Source organism: Streptomyces sp. NPDC014006 (assembly GCF_043088925.1).
GTDB lineage: Bacteria > Actinomycetota > Actinomycetes > Streptomycetales > Streptomycetaceae > Streptomyces.
On record NZ_JBICAJ010000012.1, the window covers coordinates 157929 to 176049 of the forward strand.

Here is an 18121-nt window from a genome sequence, read left to right on the forward strand (position 1 = left end):
GGGGGAGCCCCATGCCCGAGTTGCCCGAGGTCGAGGTCGTACGGCGCGGCCTGGAGCGGTGGGTCGCCCACCGCACCGTCGCCGACGCCGAGGTGCTGCACCCGCGCGCGGTACGCCGCCACCCGGCGGGCGCCGACGACTTCGCGCACCGGCTCGAGGGGCACCGCATCGGCGTGCCCAGCCGGCGCGGCAAGTACCTCTGGCTGCCGCTGGAGGACACCGGGCAGGCGATCCTGGCCCACCTCGGGATGAGCGGCCAGCTGCTGGTGCAGCCACACGCCGCGCCCGACGAGAAGCATCTGCGCATCCGGGTCCGCTTCACCGACGTCCAGGGCACCGAGCTGCGCTTCGTCGACCAGCGCACCTTCGGCGGGCTCTCGCTGCACGAGACGACCGACGACGGGCTGCCGGACGTCATCGGGCACATCGCCCGCGACCCGCTGGACCCGCTCTTCGATGACGAGGCGTTCCACCAGGCGCTGCGCCGCAAGCGCACCACCATCAAGCGGGCCCTGCTCGACCAGTCGCTGATCAGCGGGGTGGGCAACATCTACGCCGACGAGGCGCTGTGGCGCGCCCGCATCCACTACGAGCGCCCGACGGCCGGCTTCACCCGGCCACGCACCGCCGAACTCCTCGGCCACATCCGCGACGTGATGAACGAGGCCCTCGCCGTCGGCGGCACCAGCTTCGACAGCCTGTACGTCAACGTCAACGGCGAGTCGGGCTACTTCGACCGATCCCTGGACGCGTACGGCCGTGAGGGCCTGCCGTGCAAGCGGTGCGGCACGCCGATGCGCCGCCGCCCCTGGATGAACCGCTCCAGCTACTTCTGCCCCAAGTGCCAGCGGGCGCCGCGCGTCACGCCGTAGCGCGGGTCTCGTCGTACCGCTCGCGGGCGGCCAGGACGTCGTCCATGCTGCCCTCGACGAAGTGGATGAGGCTCAGCAGCCGCTCGGCGACCTGGTGGCCCAGCGCCGTCAGCTCGTAGTCCACGCGGGGCGGGTTCGTGGGCTGGGCCTCACGGTGCACCAGTCCGTCGCGCTCCAGCGCGTGCAGCGTCTGGGACAGCATCTTCTCGCTCACCCCGTCCACGCGACGGCGCAGCTCGTTGAAGCGCAGCGGACCCTCGTGCAGCGCGCCGAGCGTGAGCGCGCCCCAGCGCCCGGTGACGTGCTCCAGCGTGCCCCGCGACGGGCAGGCCTTGGCGAACACGTTGTACGGCAGGTCCTGGTCGGGCGTGCGCTGATCGGTACCGGTCATGGCTCAAGCGTACTCGAACGCAGCGCTATCTGCTGGGTTGCACTAACCAGAAGTTAGTGCTTTCCTTTCTTCATCGCTTACGAGCTGCCCTTACGAGGAGTACGCATGACCACCCCTGTTGTCGCCATCGCCTACCACTCCGGTTTCGGTCACACCGCCGTCCTCGCCGAGGCCGTGCGCGCAGGCGCCGCCGACGCCGGCGCCGAGGTCCACCTGATCAAGGTCGACGAGATCACCGACGAGCTGTGGGAGCTGCTGGACCGCGCCGACGCGATCGTCTTCGGCTCGCCGACCTACATGGGCACCGCGTCCGGCGCCTTCCACGTCTTCGCCGAGGCCACGTCCAAGCGCTGGGCCACCCAGGCGTGGACGGACAAGCTGGCAGCCGGCTTCACCAACTCCGCCTCCAAGAGCGGTGACAAGCTGCACACCCTGCAGTTCTTCCAGATCCTCGCCGCGCAGCTCGGCATGCACTGGGTCAACCTGGGCCTGCTGCCCGGCTGGAACGCGAGCACGGCCTCCGAGAACGACCTCAACCGCCTCGGCTTCTTCTCCGGCGCCGCCGCCCAGACCAACGCCGACGAGGGCGCCGAGGCCGTCCACAAGGCCGACATCGCCACGGCGGAACACCTGGGCCGCCGTGTGACGGAAACGGCGCGGGTGTTCCTGCGGGGCCTGGCGGCGGCCTGACCACGGCCCGCTGGTACGTCGTCGTCCCAACGCCGCGTCACGCCGGCCCCGCGATGCCTCCGTCGCCGGCCCAGTCCTCCGGGAGGAGCGGCGCGGGGATCACAAGGTCTGCAGGGAGTCGTCGCTCCACCCGGCACTCCGACAGACATGCGGCGCAGTACGCGTCCCACTCGGTACGGCGTCTCGGGTTGCGCCGGCACAAGCACCCCCTGTTTTGAACGCGTGCATCGCGTTCGCTCACGGGGGGGGGTGCCGTGCGCCGGTTCAGAAGCCGAAGTCCTGGGTCCACCAAGGGCCGCCCGCGCCGAGGTGGACGCCGACGCCGAGGGTCTTGAAGTCCGGGTTGAGGATGTTCGCGCGGTGGCCCGGGCTGTCCATCCAGGCCGCCACCACCGCCGCCGGGTCGGCCTGGCCGCGGGCTATGTTCTCGCCGCCCAGGCCCGTGATGCCGGCCTTCGCGGCACGGTCCCAGGGGGTGTGCCCGTCGGGGTCGGTGTGATCGAAGAAGCCGCGCGCGGCCATGTCGTCGCTGAAGTTCTCCGCCAGGCCCGTCAGCGCGCTGTTCGCTGCCAGCGGGGCGAGCCCGGCCTTCGCCCGCTCCTCGTTGACCAGCCGCAGGACCTCCGCCTCGGCCCGCGCCTGCGCCGGCACGGTGACCGGCGGTGCGCTGGTCCGCTCCGGCGCCTTCGTGGGGGCAGCCTTGCGCGAGGGGGCGGTCGTGTGCGGCGCTGCCGACGGTTTCTTCGTCGCGGTCTTCGACGGTGTGGGCGTGGGGGAGGGCGACGCCGTGGACGGGGACGCCGACGGCGAAGGGGAGACCGATGCCGGTGCCGACGTCGACGCCGATGCGGACGCCGGTGCCGACGTCGAACGGCCGGGGGTCCGGCCGGTGACCGGGCCGCTCCTGTCGCCGGCCTCGGCGTTGCCGGAGGTACCGCCCTGCTCGCTGGGCGAGTTCGTCGGCGCGTCCGCGGCCTGCACCCCGCCGTCCCCGCCGGCGCTGCCGCCGAGCCGGTAGTTGTGCAGCCCCGGCACCACACCGGAGGCCACGGCGACCGTACCGATGGCGACCGCGCCCGCGACGCCCAGCAGGCCCGTGCGCACCGGCGTCACGGCCCGCCTGCGTCGCCGCCGGCCGCCCCCGCGCGGTGCGCCCGCGTCGGGGGCGAAGCCCGTCCTGGGCCCGCCGCCGCGGGAGCTGTCGTCGGTGGCGAACAGGTAGGCCTGGCTCTTCGCCACGGCCTCCGCGTACGCCTGCGGGTTCAGATAGGGCGCGATGCCCATCGGGGCGGTGTCGCCTCCGGCCGAGTCACCGGGGGTGCGGTGCTCCGCGTAGGAGCCCTCCCGCTGCGTGGCCCCCGTGGCGCGGCCCTTGGCGGCGCGGCCGGCGGCGGAGCGTCGGTGGCGTCCCATGTCCTGGCCTTCCTCGTCCTGGCGGTCGGCCCGCCCAGCGGATCACGGGGGTCCCCTCACCCCCGGCAGCCGACCAGACTCACCCCATCGGGTGAGTTTCATATGAGATGCATTGGGTCGGGACGGTACCCCATGGCGTCAGGGGAGGAAGTGTCCCGAGTGACATTGGCCGGTTAGGTTGCACCCATGAGCGAGGATGTACGACTGGTCGCCTGGGTACGTGGACACGTGCAAGGTGTGGGTTTTCGCTGGTTCACGCGGGCCAAGGCTCTCGAGATCGGTGGCCTGAGTGGTTTTGCTCTCAATTTGGCCGACGGCCGCGTCCAAGTGGTCGCGGAGGGCTCCCGCCCGGGTTGCGAGGGACTGCTCGACTGGCTCCGCGGCGGCGACACGCCGGGGCGCGTCGAAGGCGTCACCGAGATCTGGGACACACCCCGCGGCGGCTACGACGGCTTCGCCATCCGCTGACCCCCGGCCCCCGGCCCGTCCAAGGGCGCGCCGACGGGCGCCGCACGCCCCCTCGCTCCGTGGAAACCGGCAGGTCGTTGCGGAGAAGGGCTTGCGATGGCGGGCTCCGCACGCAAGGATGATCGCCACGCCCCGAGGGGCCCGCAGGAGTCGCAGCGCTGGCGCTTTCGCGCCGCGTGCCCCGGGTCGTCCTCCCATACGGGGCGTGATCGTGTTGACCGTCAAACTTTTTGGTGAGACGCTGAAAGCCCGCGCACCTTAGCTGTTTGGCATGGCTGAACGGCAGCACAACTGCAGGCCCGCCAGGCAGCCGCGGGTGCGAATCCCTCACGACCCACCACCGCTTCGGTCGGTCACTCAGTGTGGAGGACCATCCATCATGGCAAAGGCGCTTCTCGGTTACGTCGGCGGCTCCGACCCGCGACTCCTCGCCGAGATGCGACGGCTCCAGCAGCGCGTCCAGGACCTCGAATCCGAGCTCGTGCGGATCCAGGCCGAGAAGGACGCTCTGCAGGCTGCCGCTTCTCACGACAGGATCATGGAGAGCGTTGACGCACACCAGGCGGAGCCTGCGCTCACCTGATCGCTGCCCGCTCCACAACAGCACAGGCAGTGGTTGGGCTCTCCGCAACCGCTTCAGTGTCAGAAGTGCAAGGGACGCCTCGGCGTCCCTTCTTTCTTTTCCCCGGCGTCTTTCTTTCCCCCGTGCATCCTTTCACCCTCTTCAACGTCTGATGTGCCCTGGGCGTTCAACAGTGAAACCGCGGGTAGCCCCGTGGTTCATAGAGTGAGACAACCCCGGAAGGTAGAGTCCGACGGCGTGCACCTCAAGGCCCTGACGCTCCGCGGGTTCAAGTCGTTCGCCTCGGCGACCACGCTCCGCTTCGAACCGGGGATCACCTGTGTCGTCGGCCCCAACGGCTCCGGCAAGTCCAACGTCGTGGACGCGCTCAGCTGGGTCATGGGCGAACAGGGCGCCAAGTCGCTGCGCGGCGGCAAGATGGAGGACGTCATCTTCGCCGGCACCACCGGCCGCCCGCCGCTCGGCCGCGCCGAGGTGTCGCTCACCATCGACAACTCCGACGGCGCGCTGCCCATCGAGTACGCCGAGGTCACCATCACGCGGATCATGTTCCGCAACGGCGGCAGCGAGTACCAGATCAACGGCGATACCTGCCGCCTGCTCGACATCCAGGAACTGCTCTCCGACTCCGGCATCGGCCGCGAGATGCACGTCATCGTCGGCCAGGGCCAGCTCGACTCCGTCCTGCACGCCGACCCGATGGGCCGCCGCGCCTTCATCGAGGAGGCCGCGGGCGTCCTGAAGCACCGCAAGCGCAAGGAGAAGGCCCTGCGCAAGCTGGACGCGATGCAGGCCAACCTCGCCCGCGTCCAGGACCTCACGGACGAGCTGCGCCGCCAGCTCAAACCGCTCGGCCGTCAGGCCGCCGTCGCCCGCCGGGCCGCCGTCATCCAGGCCGACCTCCGCGACGCCCGCCTGCGCCTGCTCGCCGACGACCTGGTGCGCCTGCGCCGGGCACTGCAGACCGAGATCGCCGACGAGGCCGCGCTCAAGGCCCGCAAGGACACCGCCGAGCAGGACCTGAAGAAGGCCCAGCAGCGCGAGGCCCTGCTGGAGGACGAGGTACGGCAGCTCACGCCACGCCTCCAGCGCGCCCAGCAGACCTGGTACGAGCTCTCCCAGCTCGCCGAGCGCGTCCGCGGCACGATCTCCCTCGCCGACGCCCGCGTCAAGAGCGCCACCTCCGCCCCGCCCGAGGAGCGTCGCGGCCGCGACCCGGAGGACATGGAGCGCGAGGCCGCCCGCATCCGCGAGCAGGAGGCCGAGCTGACGGCCGCCCTCGAGGCCGCCGAACGGGCCCTGGAGGACACCGTCGCGCACCGCGCCGAGCTGGAGCGGGAGCTCGCCCAGGAGGAGCGGCGCCTGAAGGACGTCGCCCGCGCCATCGCCGACCGCCGCGAGGGCCTCGCGCGGCTGCGCGGCCAGGTCGGCGCCGCGCGCTCGCGCGCCGCGTCCGCGCAGGCCGAGATCGACCGCCTGGCCGCCGCCCGCGACGAGGCACAAGAACGCGCCGTCACCGCGCAGGAAGAGTACGAGGCGCTCCAGGCCGAGGTCGACGGCCTCGACGCCGGCGACGAGGAACTGGCCGCACGCCACGAGACGGCCAGGCGACAGCTCGCCGACGCGGAAACGGCCCTGGGTGCCGCCCGCGAGGCCCTCACCGCCGCCGAACGCAGCCGCGCCGCGACCCAGGCCCGCCACGAGGCCCTGGCGCTCGGCCTGCGCCGCAAGGACGGCACCGGCATACTGCTCGGCGCCCGTGACCGCCTGAAGGGAGTCCTCGGACCGGCGGCAGAACTGCTGACGGTGGAGCCGGGCTACGAGGTGGCCCTGGCCGCGGCCTTCGGAGCAGCCGCAGACGCGATCGCCGTCGAAACCCCGGCCGCTGCGGCAGAGGCGATCCGGCTGCTGCGCAAGCAGGACGGCGGAAGGGCGGCACTGCTGCTGGCAGGGGCGCCGGAAGCGCCCCCACGGGGCGCGGTGAACGGCGTGACCAGCCACGACGCACCGGCAGACGCCCGACGACCAGCCACTGCCCACCCCGCGATGCGCCCCGCCGCAGACCTGGTCCGCGGCCCCACCGACCTCATGCCCGCGGTCCGCCGCCTCCTGCAAGGACTGGTGGTCGTCGGCACCTTGCAGGACGCCGAGGACCTTGTCTACGCGCACCCCGAGCTGACCGCCGTCACCGCCGAGGGCGACCTGCTGGGCGCCCACTTCGCCCACGGCGGCTCCGCCGGCGCCCCGAGCCTCCTGGAGGTGCAGGCCTCCGTCGACGAGGCGGCCGCCGAACTCGCGGAGCTGGGGGTGCGGTGTGAGGAGCTGGCCGAGGAGCAGCGGGTGGCGGCTGAGCGGCGTGACGAGGCCGTCGGTCTCGTAGAAGAACTCGGTGAACGCCGCCGGGCCGCCGACCGGGAGAAATCGGCCGTGGCGCAGCAGCTCGGGCGGCTCGCCGGGCAGGCCCGCGCGGCCGCCGGCGAGGCCGAGCGGTCCACCGCAGCCGCGGCCCGCGCGCAGGAGGCGCTGGAGCAGGCCGTCCAGGACGCGGAGGAGCTGGCGGAACGGCTCCTCGTCGCCGAGGAGACCCCCGTCGACGACGAGCCGGACACCTCCGTGCGGGACCGGCTGGCCGCCGACGGGGCCAACGCCCGCCAGACCGAGATGGAGGCCCGCCTCCAGGTCCGCACCCATGAGGAACGTGTGAAGGGCCTGGCCGGACGCGCCGACTCCCTGGACCGGGCCGCCCGCGCGGAACGCGAGGCACGCGCGCGTGCCGAGCAGCGCCGCGCCCGGCTGCGCCACGAGGCGGCCGTCGCCCAGGCCGTCGCCGCGGGTGCCCGCCAGCTGCTCGCGCACATCGAGGTGTCCCTCGCCCGGGCCGAGTGGGAACGGTCCGCCGCGGAGGCCGCCAAGGCCGCCCGCGAGCAGGAGCTGACCGCCGCCCGCATCGCCGGACGCGAACTGAAGTCCGAGCTCGACAAGTTGACGGATTCAGTCCACCGCGGCGAGGTACTCGGCGCCGAGAAGCGGCTGCGTATCGAGCAGCTGGAGACCAAGGCGCTGGAGGAACTGGGTGTCGAACCGGAGGGGCTGGTCGCCGAGTACGGGCCCGACCAGCCCGTGCCGCCCTCGTCCCCCGCCGACGGTGAAGAGCCGGCGGACACGTCATCCGACAGCGGCTCCGCCGCGGGGGACCAGCCGCGCCCCTACGTCCGCGCCGAGCAGGAGAAGCGTCTGAAGGCCGCCGAGCGCGCCTACCAGCAGCTCGGCAAGATCAATCCGCTCGCGCTGGAGGAGTTCGCCGCGCTGGAGGCCCGGCACCAGTTCCTCAGCGAGCAGCTGGAGGACCTGAAGAAGACCCGCGCCGACCTGCTCCAGGTCGTCAAGGAGGTCGACGAACGGGTCGAGCAGGTGTTCACGGAGGCCTACCGGGACACGGCCCGCGAGTTCGAGGGCGTCTTCAGCCGCCTCTTCCCGGGCGGCGAGGGCCGCCTGGTGCTGACCGACCCCGACAACATGCTCACCACGGGCGTGGACGTCGAGGCCCGCCCGCCGGGCAAGAAGGTCAAGCGGCTCTCCCTGCTCTCGGGCGGCGAACGGTCGCTGACCGCCGTGGCCCTGCTCGTGTCGATCTTCAAGGCCCGGCCGAGTCCGTTCTACGTCATGGACGAGGTCGAGGCGGCGCTGGACGACACCAACCTCCAGCGGCTGATCCGGATCATGCAGGAGCTGCAGGAGGCCTCGCAGCTGATCGTGATCACGCACCAGAAGCGGACGATGGAGATCGCGGACGCGCTGTACGGCGTCTCCATGCAGGGCGACGGTGTCTCGAAGGTCATCTCGCAGCGCCTGCGCTAGGGACGTACGGGCTCGGGTGTTCAAGATCATCTGACTGGACGTTCATTTATTGAACACAACGACCCTCGGCTTATCTACAAACTCACAGCCGTTGGACTATTGACTTCGAAACTTGAAGGCATAGTCTCTGCAACGTTGCTTTTACCTTCAGGTGTGAGCGGCGTACCCGTACGCGCCACTGGAAGCCTGGAAGGGCAGACCCCCACCCGGCAGCGTTGCCGGTGGCCCGAGGAGTACACGTGACCAGCACAGCGCAGGCACCCCAGTCAGGAGCCCGTACGGCTCATCCCGATCATCTCGGGCATGTCATCTTCATCGCGGCAGCCGCCGCGATGGGCGGCTTCCTCTTCGGTTACGACAGCTCCGTCATCAACGGCGCCGTCGAGGCCATCCGAAGTCGCTACGACATCGGCTCCGCCGCGCTGGCCCAGGTCATCGCGATCGCCCTGATCGGCTGTGCCATCGGTGCCGCCACCGCCGGCCGGATAGCCGACCGCATCGGCCGTATCCGCTGTATGCAGATCGCCGCGGTCCTCTTCACGATCAGCGCCGTGGGCTCGGCCCTGCCCTTCGCCCTGTGGGACCTCGCGTTCTGGCGCATCGTCGGCGGCTTCGCCATCGGCATGGCCTCCGTGATCGGCCCGGCCTACATCGCCGAGGTCGCCCCGCCCGCCTACCGCGGCCGCCTCGGCTCCTTCCAGCAGGCCGCGATCGTCATCGGCATCGCCGTCTCCCAGCTGGTCAACTGGGGCCTGCTCAACGCCGCCGGCGGTGACCAGCGCGGCAAGCTGATGGGCCTGGAGGCCTGGCAGGTCATGCTCGGCGTCATGGTCGTCCCGGCCGTCCTGTACGGCATGCTCTCCTTCGCCATCCCCGAGTCGCCGCGCTTCCTGATCTCCGTCGGCAAGCGGGAGCGCGCCAAGGAGATCCTCGCCGAGGTCGAGGGCAAGAACGTCGACTTCAACGCCCGGGTCGACGAGATCGAGCTGGCGATGAAGAGCGAGCACAAGTCCTCCTTCAAGGACCTGCTCGGTGGCGGCTTCTTCTTCAAGCCGATCGTCTGGATCGGCATCGGCCTGTCGGTCTTCCAGCAGTTCGTCGGCATCAACGTCGCGTTCTACTACTCCTCCACCCTGTGGCAGTCGGTGGGCGTCGACCCGTCGGACTCGTTCTTCTACTCCTTCACGACGTCGATCATCAACATCGTCGGCACCGTGATCGCGATGATCTTCGTCGACCGCGTCGGCCGCAAGCCGCTCGCGCTCATCGGCTCGGTCGGCATGGTCGTCGGCCTGGCGCTCGAGGCCTGGGCGTTCAGCTACGACCTGGTCGGCGGCAAGCTGCCGAGCACCCAGGGCTGGGTCGCCCTGATCGCCGCCCACATCTTCGTGCTCTTCTTCGCCCTGTCGTGGGGTGTGGTCGTCTGGGTCTTCCTCGGCGAGATGTTCCCGAACAAGCTCCGCGCCGCCGCGCTGGGCGTGGCCGCCGCCGCGCAGTGGATCGCCAACTGGGCCATCACCGCGAGCTTCCCGTCGCTGGCCGACTGGAACCTTTCCGGCACGTACGTGATCTACACGGTCTTCGCCGCGCTCTCCATCCCGTTCGTCCTGAAGTACGTCAAGGAGACGAAGGGCAAGACGCTGGAGGAGATGGGCTGACGCCCTCCCGAACTCGAGGAGACGGGCCAAGTCCCCGCTGCCCTCTCCTCGATCCGTCCGCCGCCCCCACCCGGTCACTGCCCGGGTGGGGGCGGCGGTGTCTTTGCGCTCCGGTGGGTCGGGTGCGGGGTGCGTTGTGGCTGGTCGCGCCCACGCGGCGGAGCCTGTCGAATACAGCCCCGCGCCCCTTTTGGTGCCTGTGGCGGCCCGTTGCGGTGCGGTGGGTGGCTGGTGTCGCGCCTGCGGTTGTCTGTGAGTCGCGGCCGGGGTGAGGGGTGTCCGTCCTCGGTCCGGCCGCCCGTTTCCGACGTGGGCCCCCTTGCCCGGTGCCGGCCGCTGCGGGCGGACACCCCCCACCCCGGCCCCTTCCCGCCGTTCGCGGGTGCGGATCGGTGACCGGTACGAAGAAGCCCCCTCCGGCAGGGCTTCGCCGCTGGAGGGGGCTTGCGGGGGTGGGCGGTCAGACGGTGACGCTCTCGCGCTCCTCGGCCGTCTCCGTCGCCGCCGGCCGGACGACCGCCGGCTTGGGCAGGGCCAGGTAGAGGAGGCCGGAGATCACGACGGTGGCGACCCAGCCGAGGCCGTACTCGCCGATGACGTTGTTCTTCGCGAGCGGGCCGGTGAACCAGTCCGACGTGGTGAACATCAGGCCGCCGACGAGACCCACCGCCCACGAGACGACCGCGGCGGGGGAGAAGCCGCCCCGGTACCAGTACGCGCTGCTGCGCGTGGTGTCGGCCATGGCCGCGCCGTCGTACTCCGTGCGCCGCAGCATGTCCGCGCCGAAGACGCCGACCCACGCCGAGAAGGCGACGGCGAGCAGGGACAGGAAGGCGATGAAGGAGCCCATGAAGCTGGTCGCCACCAGCATCAGCACACCGCCGAAGATCAGCGAGATCACGGCGTTCACGGACACCGCCCAGTGGCGCGGCACCTTGAAACCGAGGGTCTGTGCGGTGAAGCCCGCCGAGTACATCGACATGGAGTTGATCAGCAGCATGCCGATCAGCGCGATCAGCAGATACGGCACGGCGATCCAGGTGGGCAGGATCTCGCCGAGGAAGGACACCGGGTCGGACGCCGAGGCCAGGTCCGGCGTGGACACCGCCATCACCGCGCCCATCAGCACCATCGGCAGGACGACGATGCCGGCGCCGCCGACCGACGTACCGACGATCGCCTTCGAGGACGCCGTACGCGGCAGGTAGCGGGTGAAGTCGGGAGCGGACGGGATCCAGCTGACGCCGCCGGCGGCGATCATGCCGATGCCGGTGATCACCGCGGCCGTGGAACCGGCCGAGTGCTCCATGACCTTCGACCAGTCGGTGTTGACGGCCAGATAGACCAGCACCAGTACCGAGAAGGCGCCGAACAGGTAGGTCGCGTACTTGTTGCACTTCTGCACGGCGTTGATGCCGAGCCCGGAGATCGCGAAGGTGGCGACGACGAACAGCAGCAGCATGACCATGTCGAGCACGCTGTTCGCGCCGATGCCGAGGACGATGTCCAGGATGGTGAGCATGGCGTAGGCGCCGGTCACCGCATTGATCGTCTCCCAGCCCCAGCGGGCCACCCAGATCAGCGAACCGGGCAGCAGATTGCCGCGCTGCCCGAACACCGCGCGCGACAGCGCCATCCCGGGCGCCCCGCCCCGCTTGCCGGCGATGCCGATGAGCCCGACCAGGCCGTACGACACGACGGGCGCGACGGCCGCCACGACGAGCGCCTGCCAGATGTTCAGGTGGTACGCCACGACGAGGCTCGCGCCCATCGTCAGCAGCAGCACGCTGATGTTGGCGCCCACCCAGGTGGGGAACAGCTCACGGGGCTTGGCGGTGCGCTCGTTGTCGGGCACCTGTTCGATGCCGCGGGTTTCGAGAGCGCCTTCGGTCTCGGCGGTCTTACTCATGGGAAGAGGGAGCCTCAAAGGTGGGGGACAGGACGATGTCGGGACTCTACGCGCGTTGACAGGGGTATCACCATCGTACTTTGGTCCGGCTCCTGCCCTCCAGCGGCGTTTGTCTCTCAGAGGAAGCCACAAGACCGCTCCGGCGGACCCCCATGGCTGATACTGGACGGGTTATGGAAACCGTCATCCTTGCTGTAGTCATCGCCGTGGTCGCGATCGTCGCGCTCGGCGGGCTCGTGGTCGGCAGCCGACGGAAGAAGTCGCTGCCCCCGCCGCCCCCCGCCGCGCCCGACATCACCGCTCCTCCGGCCGAGCCGCACGTCGGCGACGAGGCCGAGACGCCGCGGGAGGAACCGCGGCGCACCATCGAGGAGGTGGATCTTCCAGGCGGCCGGGCTCCCGTCGCCGTAGAGGAGCCGCCGGCCGAAGTCGTCGAGGCTCCCGAGATCGAGATCCCGGAGCCCACCGCGGGACGCCTGGTCCGCCTGCGCGCCCGCCTCTCCCGCTCCCAGAACGCCCTGGGCAAGGGCCTGCTCACCCTGCTTTCCCGTGAACACCTCGACGAGGACACGTGGGAGGAGATCGAGGACACGCTGCTCACCGCCGACGTCGGCGTGCAGCCCACGCAGGAGCTCGTCGAGCGCCTGCGCGAACGCGTCAAGGTGCTCGGCACCCGCACGCCGGAGGAGCTGCGCGGCCTGCTGCGCGAGGAGCTGCTCACGCTCGTCGGCCCGGACATGGACCGCGAGGTCAAGACCGAGCCGGTCACCAGCAAGCCGGGCATCGTGATGGTCGTCGGCGTCAACGGCACCGGCAAGACCACCACCACCGGCAAGCTGGCCCGCGTCCTGGTGGCCGACGGCCGCAGTGTCGTCCTCGGCGCCGCAGACACCTTCCGCGCCGCCGCCGCCGACCAGCTCCAGACCTGGGGGGAGCGGGTCGGCGCCCACACCGTGCGCGGGCCGGAGGCCGGGGACCCCGCCTCCGTCGCCTTCGACGCGGTGAAGGAGGGCAAGGAGATGGGCGCGGACGTCGTGCTCATCGACACCGCGGGCCGGCTGCACACCAAGACCGGTCTCATGGACGAGCTGGGCAAGGTCAAGCGGGTCGTGGAGAAGCACGCCCCGCTGGACGAGGTGCTGCTGGTCCTCGACGCCACGACCGGTCAGAACGGCCTCGTCCAGGCCCGTGTCTTCGCGGAGGTCGTCGACATCACCGGCATCGTCCTGACCAAGCTGGACGGTACGGCCAAGGGCGGCATCGTGATCGCGGTCCAGCGGGAGCTGGGCGTACCGGTCAAGCTGGTCGGCCTCGGTGAGGGCGCGGACGACCTGGCCCCCTTCGAACCGGGCGCCTTCGTGGACGCCCTCCTCGGCGACTAGCGACTGCGTCGTCCACACGGATCACCACCCCCGGCGCGATCGCGTGACCGGGGGTGGCTCCATGTCCATGTTGCCCGGCGTCCAGCGCTGCCCGGTGCTGTCGCCGGCCGGGGGTGGGTGCGGCCCCGACTCACAGACATGGCAGGCACGGACACCAGCCACCCACCGGACAGAGACGGGCCGCCGCAGGCCCATAAGGGGCGCGGGGCTGTATGCGACATGCGGCTCCGCCGCGTGGGCGCGACCAGCCACAACGCCCCCGCGGACGACCGCCGACCCCCGTTACCCCAAAGCCCCCCGCGACCGATGCGCCGCATAGGCAAGCGTCCCCAGTACCAACCGCGCCCCCGCCGGCCGGGTAGCCGAATCCAGCGCCGGCGGCCGCAGCCACCGCACCGCCCCCATCCCGCCCCGATCCGACGGCGGAGCCGTGACGTACGTCCCGGCCCCCAGCCCCAGTAGATCAAGTCCCGGATCGTCCCATCCCATCCGGTACAGCGACCGCGGCAGATCGGCGGCCGCCCCCGGCGCCACGAAGAACTGTGCCCGCCCCTGAGGCGTCACCGCGACCGGCCCCAGCGGCACCCCCATCCGCTCCAGCCGCACGAGTGCCCGCCGCCCCGCCGCCTCCGAGACCTCCAGCACGTCGAACGCCCGCCCGACCGGCAGCATCACCGACGCGCCCGGCACCTCCGCCCACGCCGCGGTCACCTCGTCCAGCGTCGCCCCCGCCCGCACCTCGGCCGCGAACGGCAGTGGATGCGCTCCCGGCGCCGGGCAGTCGCCGCGCCCGCACGAGCACACGCCCGCCATCGCCCGAGCGCCCGGCACGACGTCCCAGCCCCACAGCCCGGTGAACTCCGCCACCGCGGTGCACTCCGACGAGCGGCCGCGCCGCCGAGAGGCGGACCGCATGTCGCGGATGTCACGGATGCCCCGACTGCTGCCGATCGTGAAGCCCATGCCCCCTCCAACGGGTCCGACGCACCGGTGGTTACGAAGCGGTGGTTACCAAGAACACTCAACCCGCTACGGAGCGTGTCCTCGACCCTGCCGCGGCCGGCGTCCGGAAGTGCCCGCGGTAGTGCGTCCGGCGACACGCGCCCCCGAATGCATCCGCGCGCTCACTCCCAGCTGTCCTATGTCAAGTGAATCGCGGGAACGCCACCGTGAGTTCATTCGAAGGGGTGGCGAATGGTGGCGTTTACGCTTCCGCCGTGGCCGGACGGGTGATCGTAGGATTACTTTGAGTGCACGGTGCCGGCGGGCACATGCGCTCGTGGGTATGCCGGAGGCAACTCGGTTTTCCGTTCGAAGGGTGAGAACCACCAGACGGAAGACCCCGAGAACCGGCATTCTGATAGGGCTTGGCGCAGCGGCGCGGCAAGGCGCGGCAAGAGGTCATGAGGGATGGGGGCGTTCCAGTGGGCGGCAACGGCGGTAGCGGGACGAACGCTGAGAAGCGCCCCAACGAGCTGCTCGGGTCCTGGTTCGTGCGCAGCGGCTGGTCGAAGGGCGAGCTCGCCCGCCAGGTGAACCGCCGTGCCCGTCAGCTGGGCGCCAACCACATCTCCACCGACACCTCCCGGGTCCGCCGCTGGCTGGACGGCGAGAACCCCCGCGAGCCCATCCCCCGGATCTTGTCCGAGCTGTTCTCCGAGCGCTTCGGCTGCGTCGTCTCCATCGAGGACCTCGGCCTGCGCACCGTGCGCCCCTCGCCGTCCGCCACGGGCGTCGACCTGCCCTGGACCGGCCCGCAGACCGTCGCCCTGCTCGGCGAGTTCTCGCGCAGCGACCTGATGCTGGCCCGGCGTGGCTTCCTCGGAAGCTCGCTGGGCCTGGCCGCGGGCCCGGCCCTCATCGAGCCGATGCAGCGCTGGCTGGTGCCCACACCGGCGCTGCCCGGCCAGCGCCGGGAGGCCGCCCCGCAGACCATCCCCACCAGCCGCGCCCGCGGCCGGCTCTCCAAGCCGGAACTGGACCTGCTGGAGACCACGACCGTGATGTTCCGGCAGTGGGACGCCCAGTGCGGCGGCGGCCTGCGCCGCAAGGCGGTCGTCGGCCAGCTGCACGAGGTCACCGACCTGCTCCAGGAACCCCAGCCCGAGGCCACGACCCGGCGCCTGTTCAGGGTCGCCGCCGAGCTGGCCGAGCTGGCCGGCTGGATGTCGTACGACGTGGGGCTGCAGCCGACCGCGCAGAAGTACTTCGTCCTCGCGCTGCACGCCGCCAAGGAGGCCGGCGACAAGCCGCTCGGCTCCTACGTCCTCTCCAGCATGAGCCGGCAGATGATCCACCTCGGCCGGCCCGAGGACGCCCTGGAGCTCATCCACCTCGCCCAGTACGGCAGCCGTGACTGCGCGAGCCCCCGCACCCAGGCGATGCTGTATGCGATGGAGGCCCGCGCCTACGCCAACATGGGCCAGCCCGGCAAGTGCAAGCGGGCCGTCCGCATGGCCGAGGACACCTTCGCCGACGCCGACGACTGGGACGAGCCGGACCCCGACTGGATCCGCTTCTTCTCCGAGGCCGAGCTGTACGGCGAGAACAGCCACTCCTTCCGCGACCTCGCCTACGTCGCCGGCCGCAGCCCCGCCTACGCCTCCCTGGCCGAGCCGCTGATGCAACGGGCCGTGGAGCTGTTCGCCGAGGACAGCGAGCACCAGCGGTCGTATGCGCTGAACCTCATCGGCATGGCCACCGTCCACCTGCTGCGCCGCGAACCCGAGCAGAGCACGGTCTACGCCGGGCAGGCCATGCGGATCGCCCGGAAGGTGCGCTCCGAGCGGGTCAACACCCGGATCCGTAAGACCGTCGACACCGCGGCCCGCGACTTCGGCGACCTCGCCGATGTCGTCGACCTCACCGACAAGCTCGCCGCCGAGCTGCCGGAGGCCGCCGAGGCGGTCTGACCCCACCCGTTCCACCCACTGAACCCCGGCCGCGGCCGGCCCTCCCGAACCGCCCGACTCGGCTCCCCCGCCAGGTCATCGGAGGGCCGCCCGTGGCCGGTCCCGTTCCCCCGGCAATTCACCGGGGCGTAACACGCCGGGCGCCTTCGTCACCCCGGCGAAACAACGCGGGCCGTCCACCGAAACGGCACTGCGTCAATCTCGTCGCCATAACCAGCCCACCCCTCATTCCGCTGAGGCATTCCGCTCAGGCTTCGCCCGCACGGGGCCGTACAACGACGAGGAGACGCCGATGGCACCAGCAGCCATCATGCTCGCGGCGGACGCACCCAAACTGTCGTCCGCCAACACCGGCTTCATGCTCATCTGTTCCGCCCTGGTGATGCTCATGACCCCGGGCCTGGCCTTCTTCTACGGAGGCATGGTCCGCGTCAAGAGCACCCTGAACATGCTGATGATGAGCTTCATCAGCCTCGGGATCGTCACCATCCTGTGGGTGCTCTACGGCTTCTCCCTCGCCTTCGGCACGGACTCCGGCAGCCTCATCGGATGGAACTCCGACTGGCTGGGCCTGAGCAACATCGGGCTGACCCAGCTGTGGGACGGCTATTCCATCCCCGTCTTCGTCTTCTGCATGTTCCAGCTGATGTTCGCGATCATCACGCCCGCCCTGATCAGCGGCGCGCTCGCCGACCGCGTGAAGTTCAGCGCGTGGGCGCTGTTCATCACGCTCTGGGTGACGATCGTGTACTTCCCCGTGGCGCACTGGGTCTGGGGCGCGGGCGGCTGGGCGTACGAACTGGGCGTCATCGACTTCGCCGGCGGTACGGCCGTACACATCAACGCCGGTGCCGCGGCGCTCGGCGTGATCCTCGTCATCGGCAAGCGCGTCGGCTTCAAGAAGGACCCGATGCGTCCGCACAGCCTGCCGCTGGTCATGCTGGGCGCGGGACTGCTGTGGTTCGGCTGGTTCGGCTTCAACGCCGGCTCCTGGCTCGGCAACGACGACGGCGTGGGCGCGCTGATGTTCGTGAACACGCAGGTCGCCACCGGTGCCGCCATGCTGGCCTGGCTGATCTACGAGAAGATCCGGCACGGCGCGTTCACCACGCTGGGCGCCGCCTCCGGCGCGGTCGCCGGCCTGGTCGCCATCACGCCCTCCGGCGGCGCGGTCTCGCCGCTCGGCGCGATCGCCGTCGGCGCCATCGCCGGTGTGCTGTGCGCGATGGCCGTCGGCCTGAAGTACCGGTTCAACTACGACGACTCCCTCGACGTCGTCGGCGTCCACCTGTTCGGCGGAATCGCGGGCTCCCTGCTCATCGGCTTCTTCGCCACCGGCAAGGGCCAGTCCGCCGCGACCGGCGTCTTCTACGGCGACCACTCCTTCACCCAGCTGTGGAAGCAGTGCGCCGGTGTCGGCGCCGTCCTCGCCTACTCCCTCATCGTCTCCGCGATCCTCGCCTTCGTCCTCGACAAGACGATCGGCATGCGGGTCACCGAGGACGAGGAGGTCCTCGGCATCGACCAGAGCGAGCACGCCGAGACCGCGTACGACTTCAGCGGCGCCGGTGGCGGAGCCGCCCGCACCAGCGCCGTACCGGCCGCCGTGGCCGAGGCCGGGACCCGAAAGGTGGACGCATGAAGCTCATCACCGCCGTCGTCAAGCCGCACCGGCTCGACGAGATCAAGGAGGCCCTGCAGGCCTTCGGAGTCCAGGGACTGACGGTCACCGAGGCCAGCGGCTACGGTCGGCAGCGGGGGCACACCGAGGTCTACCGCGGCGCCGAGTACACCGTCGACCTGGTTCCCAAGATCCGTATCGAGGTGCTGGTCGAGGACGACGACGCCGAGCAGCTGATCGAGGTCGTCGTGAAGGCGGCCCGTACCGGCAAGATCGGTGACGGCAAGGTCTGGTCGATCCCGGTCGACACGGCCGTCCGGGTCCGCACCGGCGAGCGCGGCCCCGACGCGCTCTGACCGCTTGA

At 70.9% G+C, this 18121-nt stretch carries 14 protein-coding genes; 10 read left to right on the forward strand and 4 right to left on the reverse strand.

The genetic code is table 11. The annotated features are described in order from the left end of the window. Positions 1-11 precede the first annotated feature (11 nt). Positions 12-872 carry a bifunctional DNA-formamidopyrimidine glycosylase/DNA-(apurinic or apyrimidinic site) lyase gene (gene mutM, locus ACF1GV_RS33420; protein WP_391688373.1) on the forward strand — a complete coding sequence of 287 codons (861 nt, stop codon included), beginning with the start codon at positions 12-14 and terminating at the stop codon, positions 870-872. Here the strand turns inward: mutM and ACF1GV_RS33425 are convergent. Next, positions 862-1263: a winged helix-turn-helix transcriptional regulator gene (locus ACF1GV_RS33425; RefSeq protein ID WP_391688376.1), complete on the reverse strand. Its 402-nt coding sequence runs from the start codon at positions 1261-1263 to the stop codon at positions 862-864. The genes mutM and ACF1GV_RS33425 overlap by 11 nt on opposite strands. Before the next feature lie 105 nt (positions 1264-1368). Here ACF1GV_RS33425 and ACF1GV_RS33430 point away from each other — a divergent pair, with 105 nt between their 5' ends. After that, positions 1369-1953: a flavodoxin family protein gene (locus ACF1GV_RS33430; protein ID WP_391688379.1), complete on the forward strand. Its 585-nt coding sequence runs from the start codon at positions 1369-1371 to the stop codon at positions 1951-1953. 264 nt (positions 1954-2217) lie between these two features. Here the strand turns inward: ACF1GV_RS33430 and ACF1GV_RS33435 are convergent, their stop codons facing one another. Continuing rightward, the gene (locus tag ACF1GV_RS33435; protein ID WP_391688382.1) at positions 2218-3366 is read right to left on the reverse strand and encodes a CAP domain-containing protein; all 1149 of its coding nucleotides are present in this window, start codon (positions 3364-3366) and stop codon (positions 2218-2220) included. A 186-nt stretch (positions 3367-3552) separates the two neighbouring features. On the opposite strand from ACF1GV_RS33435, the gene ACF1GV_RS33440 reads away from it, so the two are divergent. The 4 genes from ACF1GV_RS33440 to ACF1GV_RS33455 all read left to right on the forward strand — a co-directional run bounded on the left by ACF1GV_RS33440 (position 3553) and on the right by ACF1GV_RS33455 (position 9933). Further along, positions 3553-3834 (forward strand): acylphosphatase, encoded by a 282-nt coding sequence (locus ACF1GV_RS33440; RefSeq protein WP_361627643.1) that lies wholly within the window; start codon positions 3553-3555, stop codon positions 3832-3834. 379 nt (positions 3835-4213) lie between these two features. Continuing rightward, positions 4214-4417 (forward strand): hypothetical protein, encoded by a 204-nt coding sequence (locus ACF1GV_RS33445; RefSeq protein WP_361627640.1) that lies wholly within the window; start codon positions 4214-4216, stop codon positions 4415-4417. A 237-nt stretch (positions 4418-4654) separates the two neighbouring features. Then, positions 4655-8275, forward strand: coding sequence for a chromosome segregation protein SMC (gene smc / locus ACF1GV_RS33450; RefSeq protein WP_391688385.1), 3621 nt, complete (start codon positions 4655-4657; stop codon positions 8273-8275). A 239-nt stretch (positions 8276-8514) separates the two neighbouring features. Next, complete coding sequence (locus ACF1GV_RS33455; RefSeq protein ID WP_391688387.1) at positions 8515-9933, forward strand: sugar porter family MFS transporter; 1419 nt, start codon at positions 8515-8517, stop codon at positions 9931-9933. A 460-nt stretch (positions 9934-10393) separates the two neighbouring features. Here the strand turns inward: ACF1GV_RS33455 and ACF1GV_RS33460 are convergent, their stop codons facing one another. Further along, on the reverse strand, positions 10394-11842 hold the full coding sequence (locus ACF1GV_RS33460) for a cytosine permease (protein ID WP_391688390.1): 1449 nt from the start codon (positions 11840-11842) through the stop codon (positions 10394-10396). Between the two features lie 173 nt (positions 11843-12015). Between ACF1GV_RS33460 and ftsY the strand changes: the two genes are divergently transcribed. Then, on the forward strand, positions 12016-13224 hold the full coding sequence (ftsY, locus tag ACF1GV_RS33465; protein WP_363266599.1) for a signal recognition particle-docking protein FtsY: 1209 nt from the start codon (positions 12016-12018) through the stop codon (positions 13222-13224). A 282-nt stretch (positions 13225-13506) separates the two neighbouring features. On the opposite strand, the gene ACF1GV_RS33470 is transcribed toward ftsY, so the two are convergent. Beyond that, positions 13507-14187 carry a bifunctional DNA primase/polymerase gene (locus ACF1GV_RS33470; RefSeq protein ID WP_391688393.1) on the reverse strand — a complete coding sequence of 227 codons (681 nt, stop codon included), beginning with the start codon at positions 14185-14187 and terminating at the stop codon, positions 13507-13509. 461 nt (positions 14188-14648) lie between these two features. Between ACF1GV_RS33470 and ACF1GV_RS33475 the strand changes: the two genes are divergently transcribed. From ACF1GV_RS33475 to ACF1GV_RS33485, 3 genes are all read left to right on the forward strand, one after another. Next, entirely contained in the window at positions 14649-16136 is a 1488-nt protein-coding gene (locus tag ACF1GV_RS33475; protein WP_391688706.1) for a hypothetical protein, read from the forward strand. A 292-nt stretch (positions 16137-16428) separates the two neighbouring features. Beyond that, positions 16429-17778, forward strand: a complete 1350-nt coding sequence (locus ACF1GV_RS33480) for an ammonium transporter (protein ID WP_391688396.1) — start codon at positions 16429-16431, stop codon at positions 17776-17778. Further along, the gene (locus tag ACF1GV_RS33485; protein ID WP_103781692.1) at positions 17775-18113 is read left to right on the forward strand and encodes a P-II family nitrogen regulator; all 339 of its coding nucleotides are present in this window, start codon (positions 17775-17777) and stop codon (positions 18111-18113) included. Before ACF1GV_RS33480 ends, ACF1GV_RS33485 begins: the two co-directional genes overlap by 4 nt. The last annotated feature ends 8 nt before the right edge of the window (positions 18114-18121 follow it).

Bases quoted from the DNA above. Each gene is read 5' to 3' on its own strand.
- ACF1GV_RS33480 (WP_391688396.1), top strand. From the start codon at position 16,429: ATGGCACCAGCAGCCATCATGCTCGCGGCGGACGCACCCAAACTGTCG.
- ACF1GV_RS33460 (WP_391688390.1), bottom strand. From the start codon at position 11,842: ATGAGTAAGACCGCCGAGACCGAAGGCGCTCTCGAAACCCGCGGCATC.
- mutM (WP_391688373.1), top strand. From the start codon at position 12: ATGCCCGAGTTGCCCGAGGTCGAGGTCGTACGGCGCGGCCTGGAGCGG.
- ACF1GV_RS33440 (WP_361627643.1), top strand. From the start codon at position 3,553: ATGAGCGAGGATGTACGACTGGTCGCCTGGGTACGTGGACACGTGCAA.
- ftsY (WP_363266599.1), top strand. From the start codon at position 12,016: ATGGAAACCGTCATCCTTGCTGTAGTCATCGCCGTGGTCGCGATCGTC.
- ACF1GV_RS33435 (WP_391688382.1), bottom strand. From the start codon at position 3,366: ATGGGACGCCACCGACGCTCCGCCGCCGGCCGCGCCGCCAAGGGCCGC.
- ACF1GV_RS33470 (WP_391688393.1), bottom strand. From the start codon at position 14,187: ATGGGCTTCACGATCGGCAGCAGTCGGGGCATCCGTGACATCCGCGAC.
- ACF1GV_RS33485 (WP_103781692.1), top strand. From the start codon at position 17,775: ATGAAGCTCATCACCGCCGTCGTCAAGCCGCACCGGCTCGACGAGATC.
- ACF1GV_RS33445 (WP_361627640.1), top strand. From the start codon at position 4,214: ATGGCAAAGGCGCTTCTCGGTTACGTCGGCGGCTCCGACCCGCGACTC.
- ACF1GV_RS33425 (WP_391688376.1), bottom strand. From the start codon at position 1,263: ATGACCGGTACCGATCAGCGCACGCCCGACCAGGACCTGCCGTACAAC.
- ACF1GV_RS33430 (WP_391688379.1), top strand. From the start codon at position 1,369: ATGACCACCCCTGTTGTCGCCATCGCCTACCACTCCGGTTTCGGTCAC.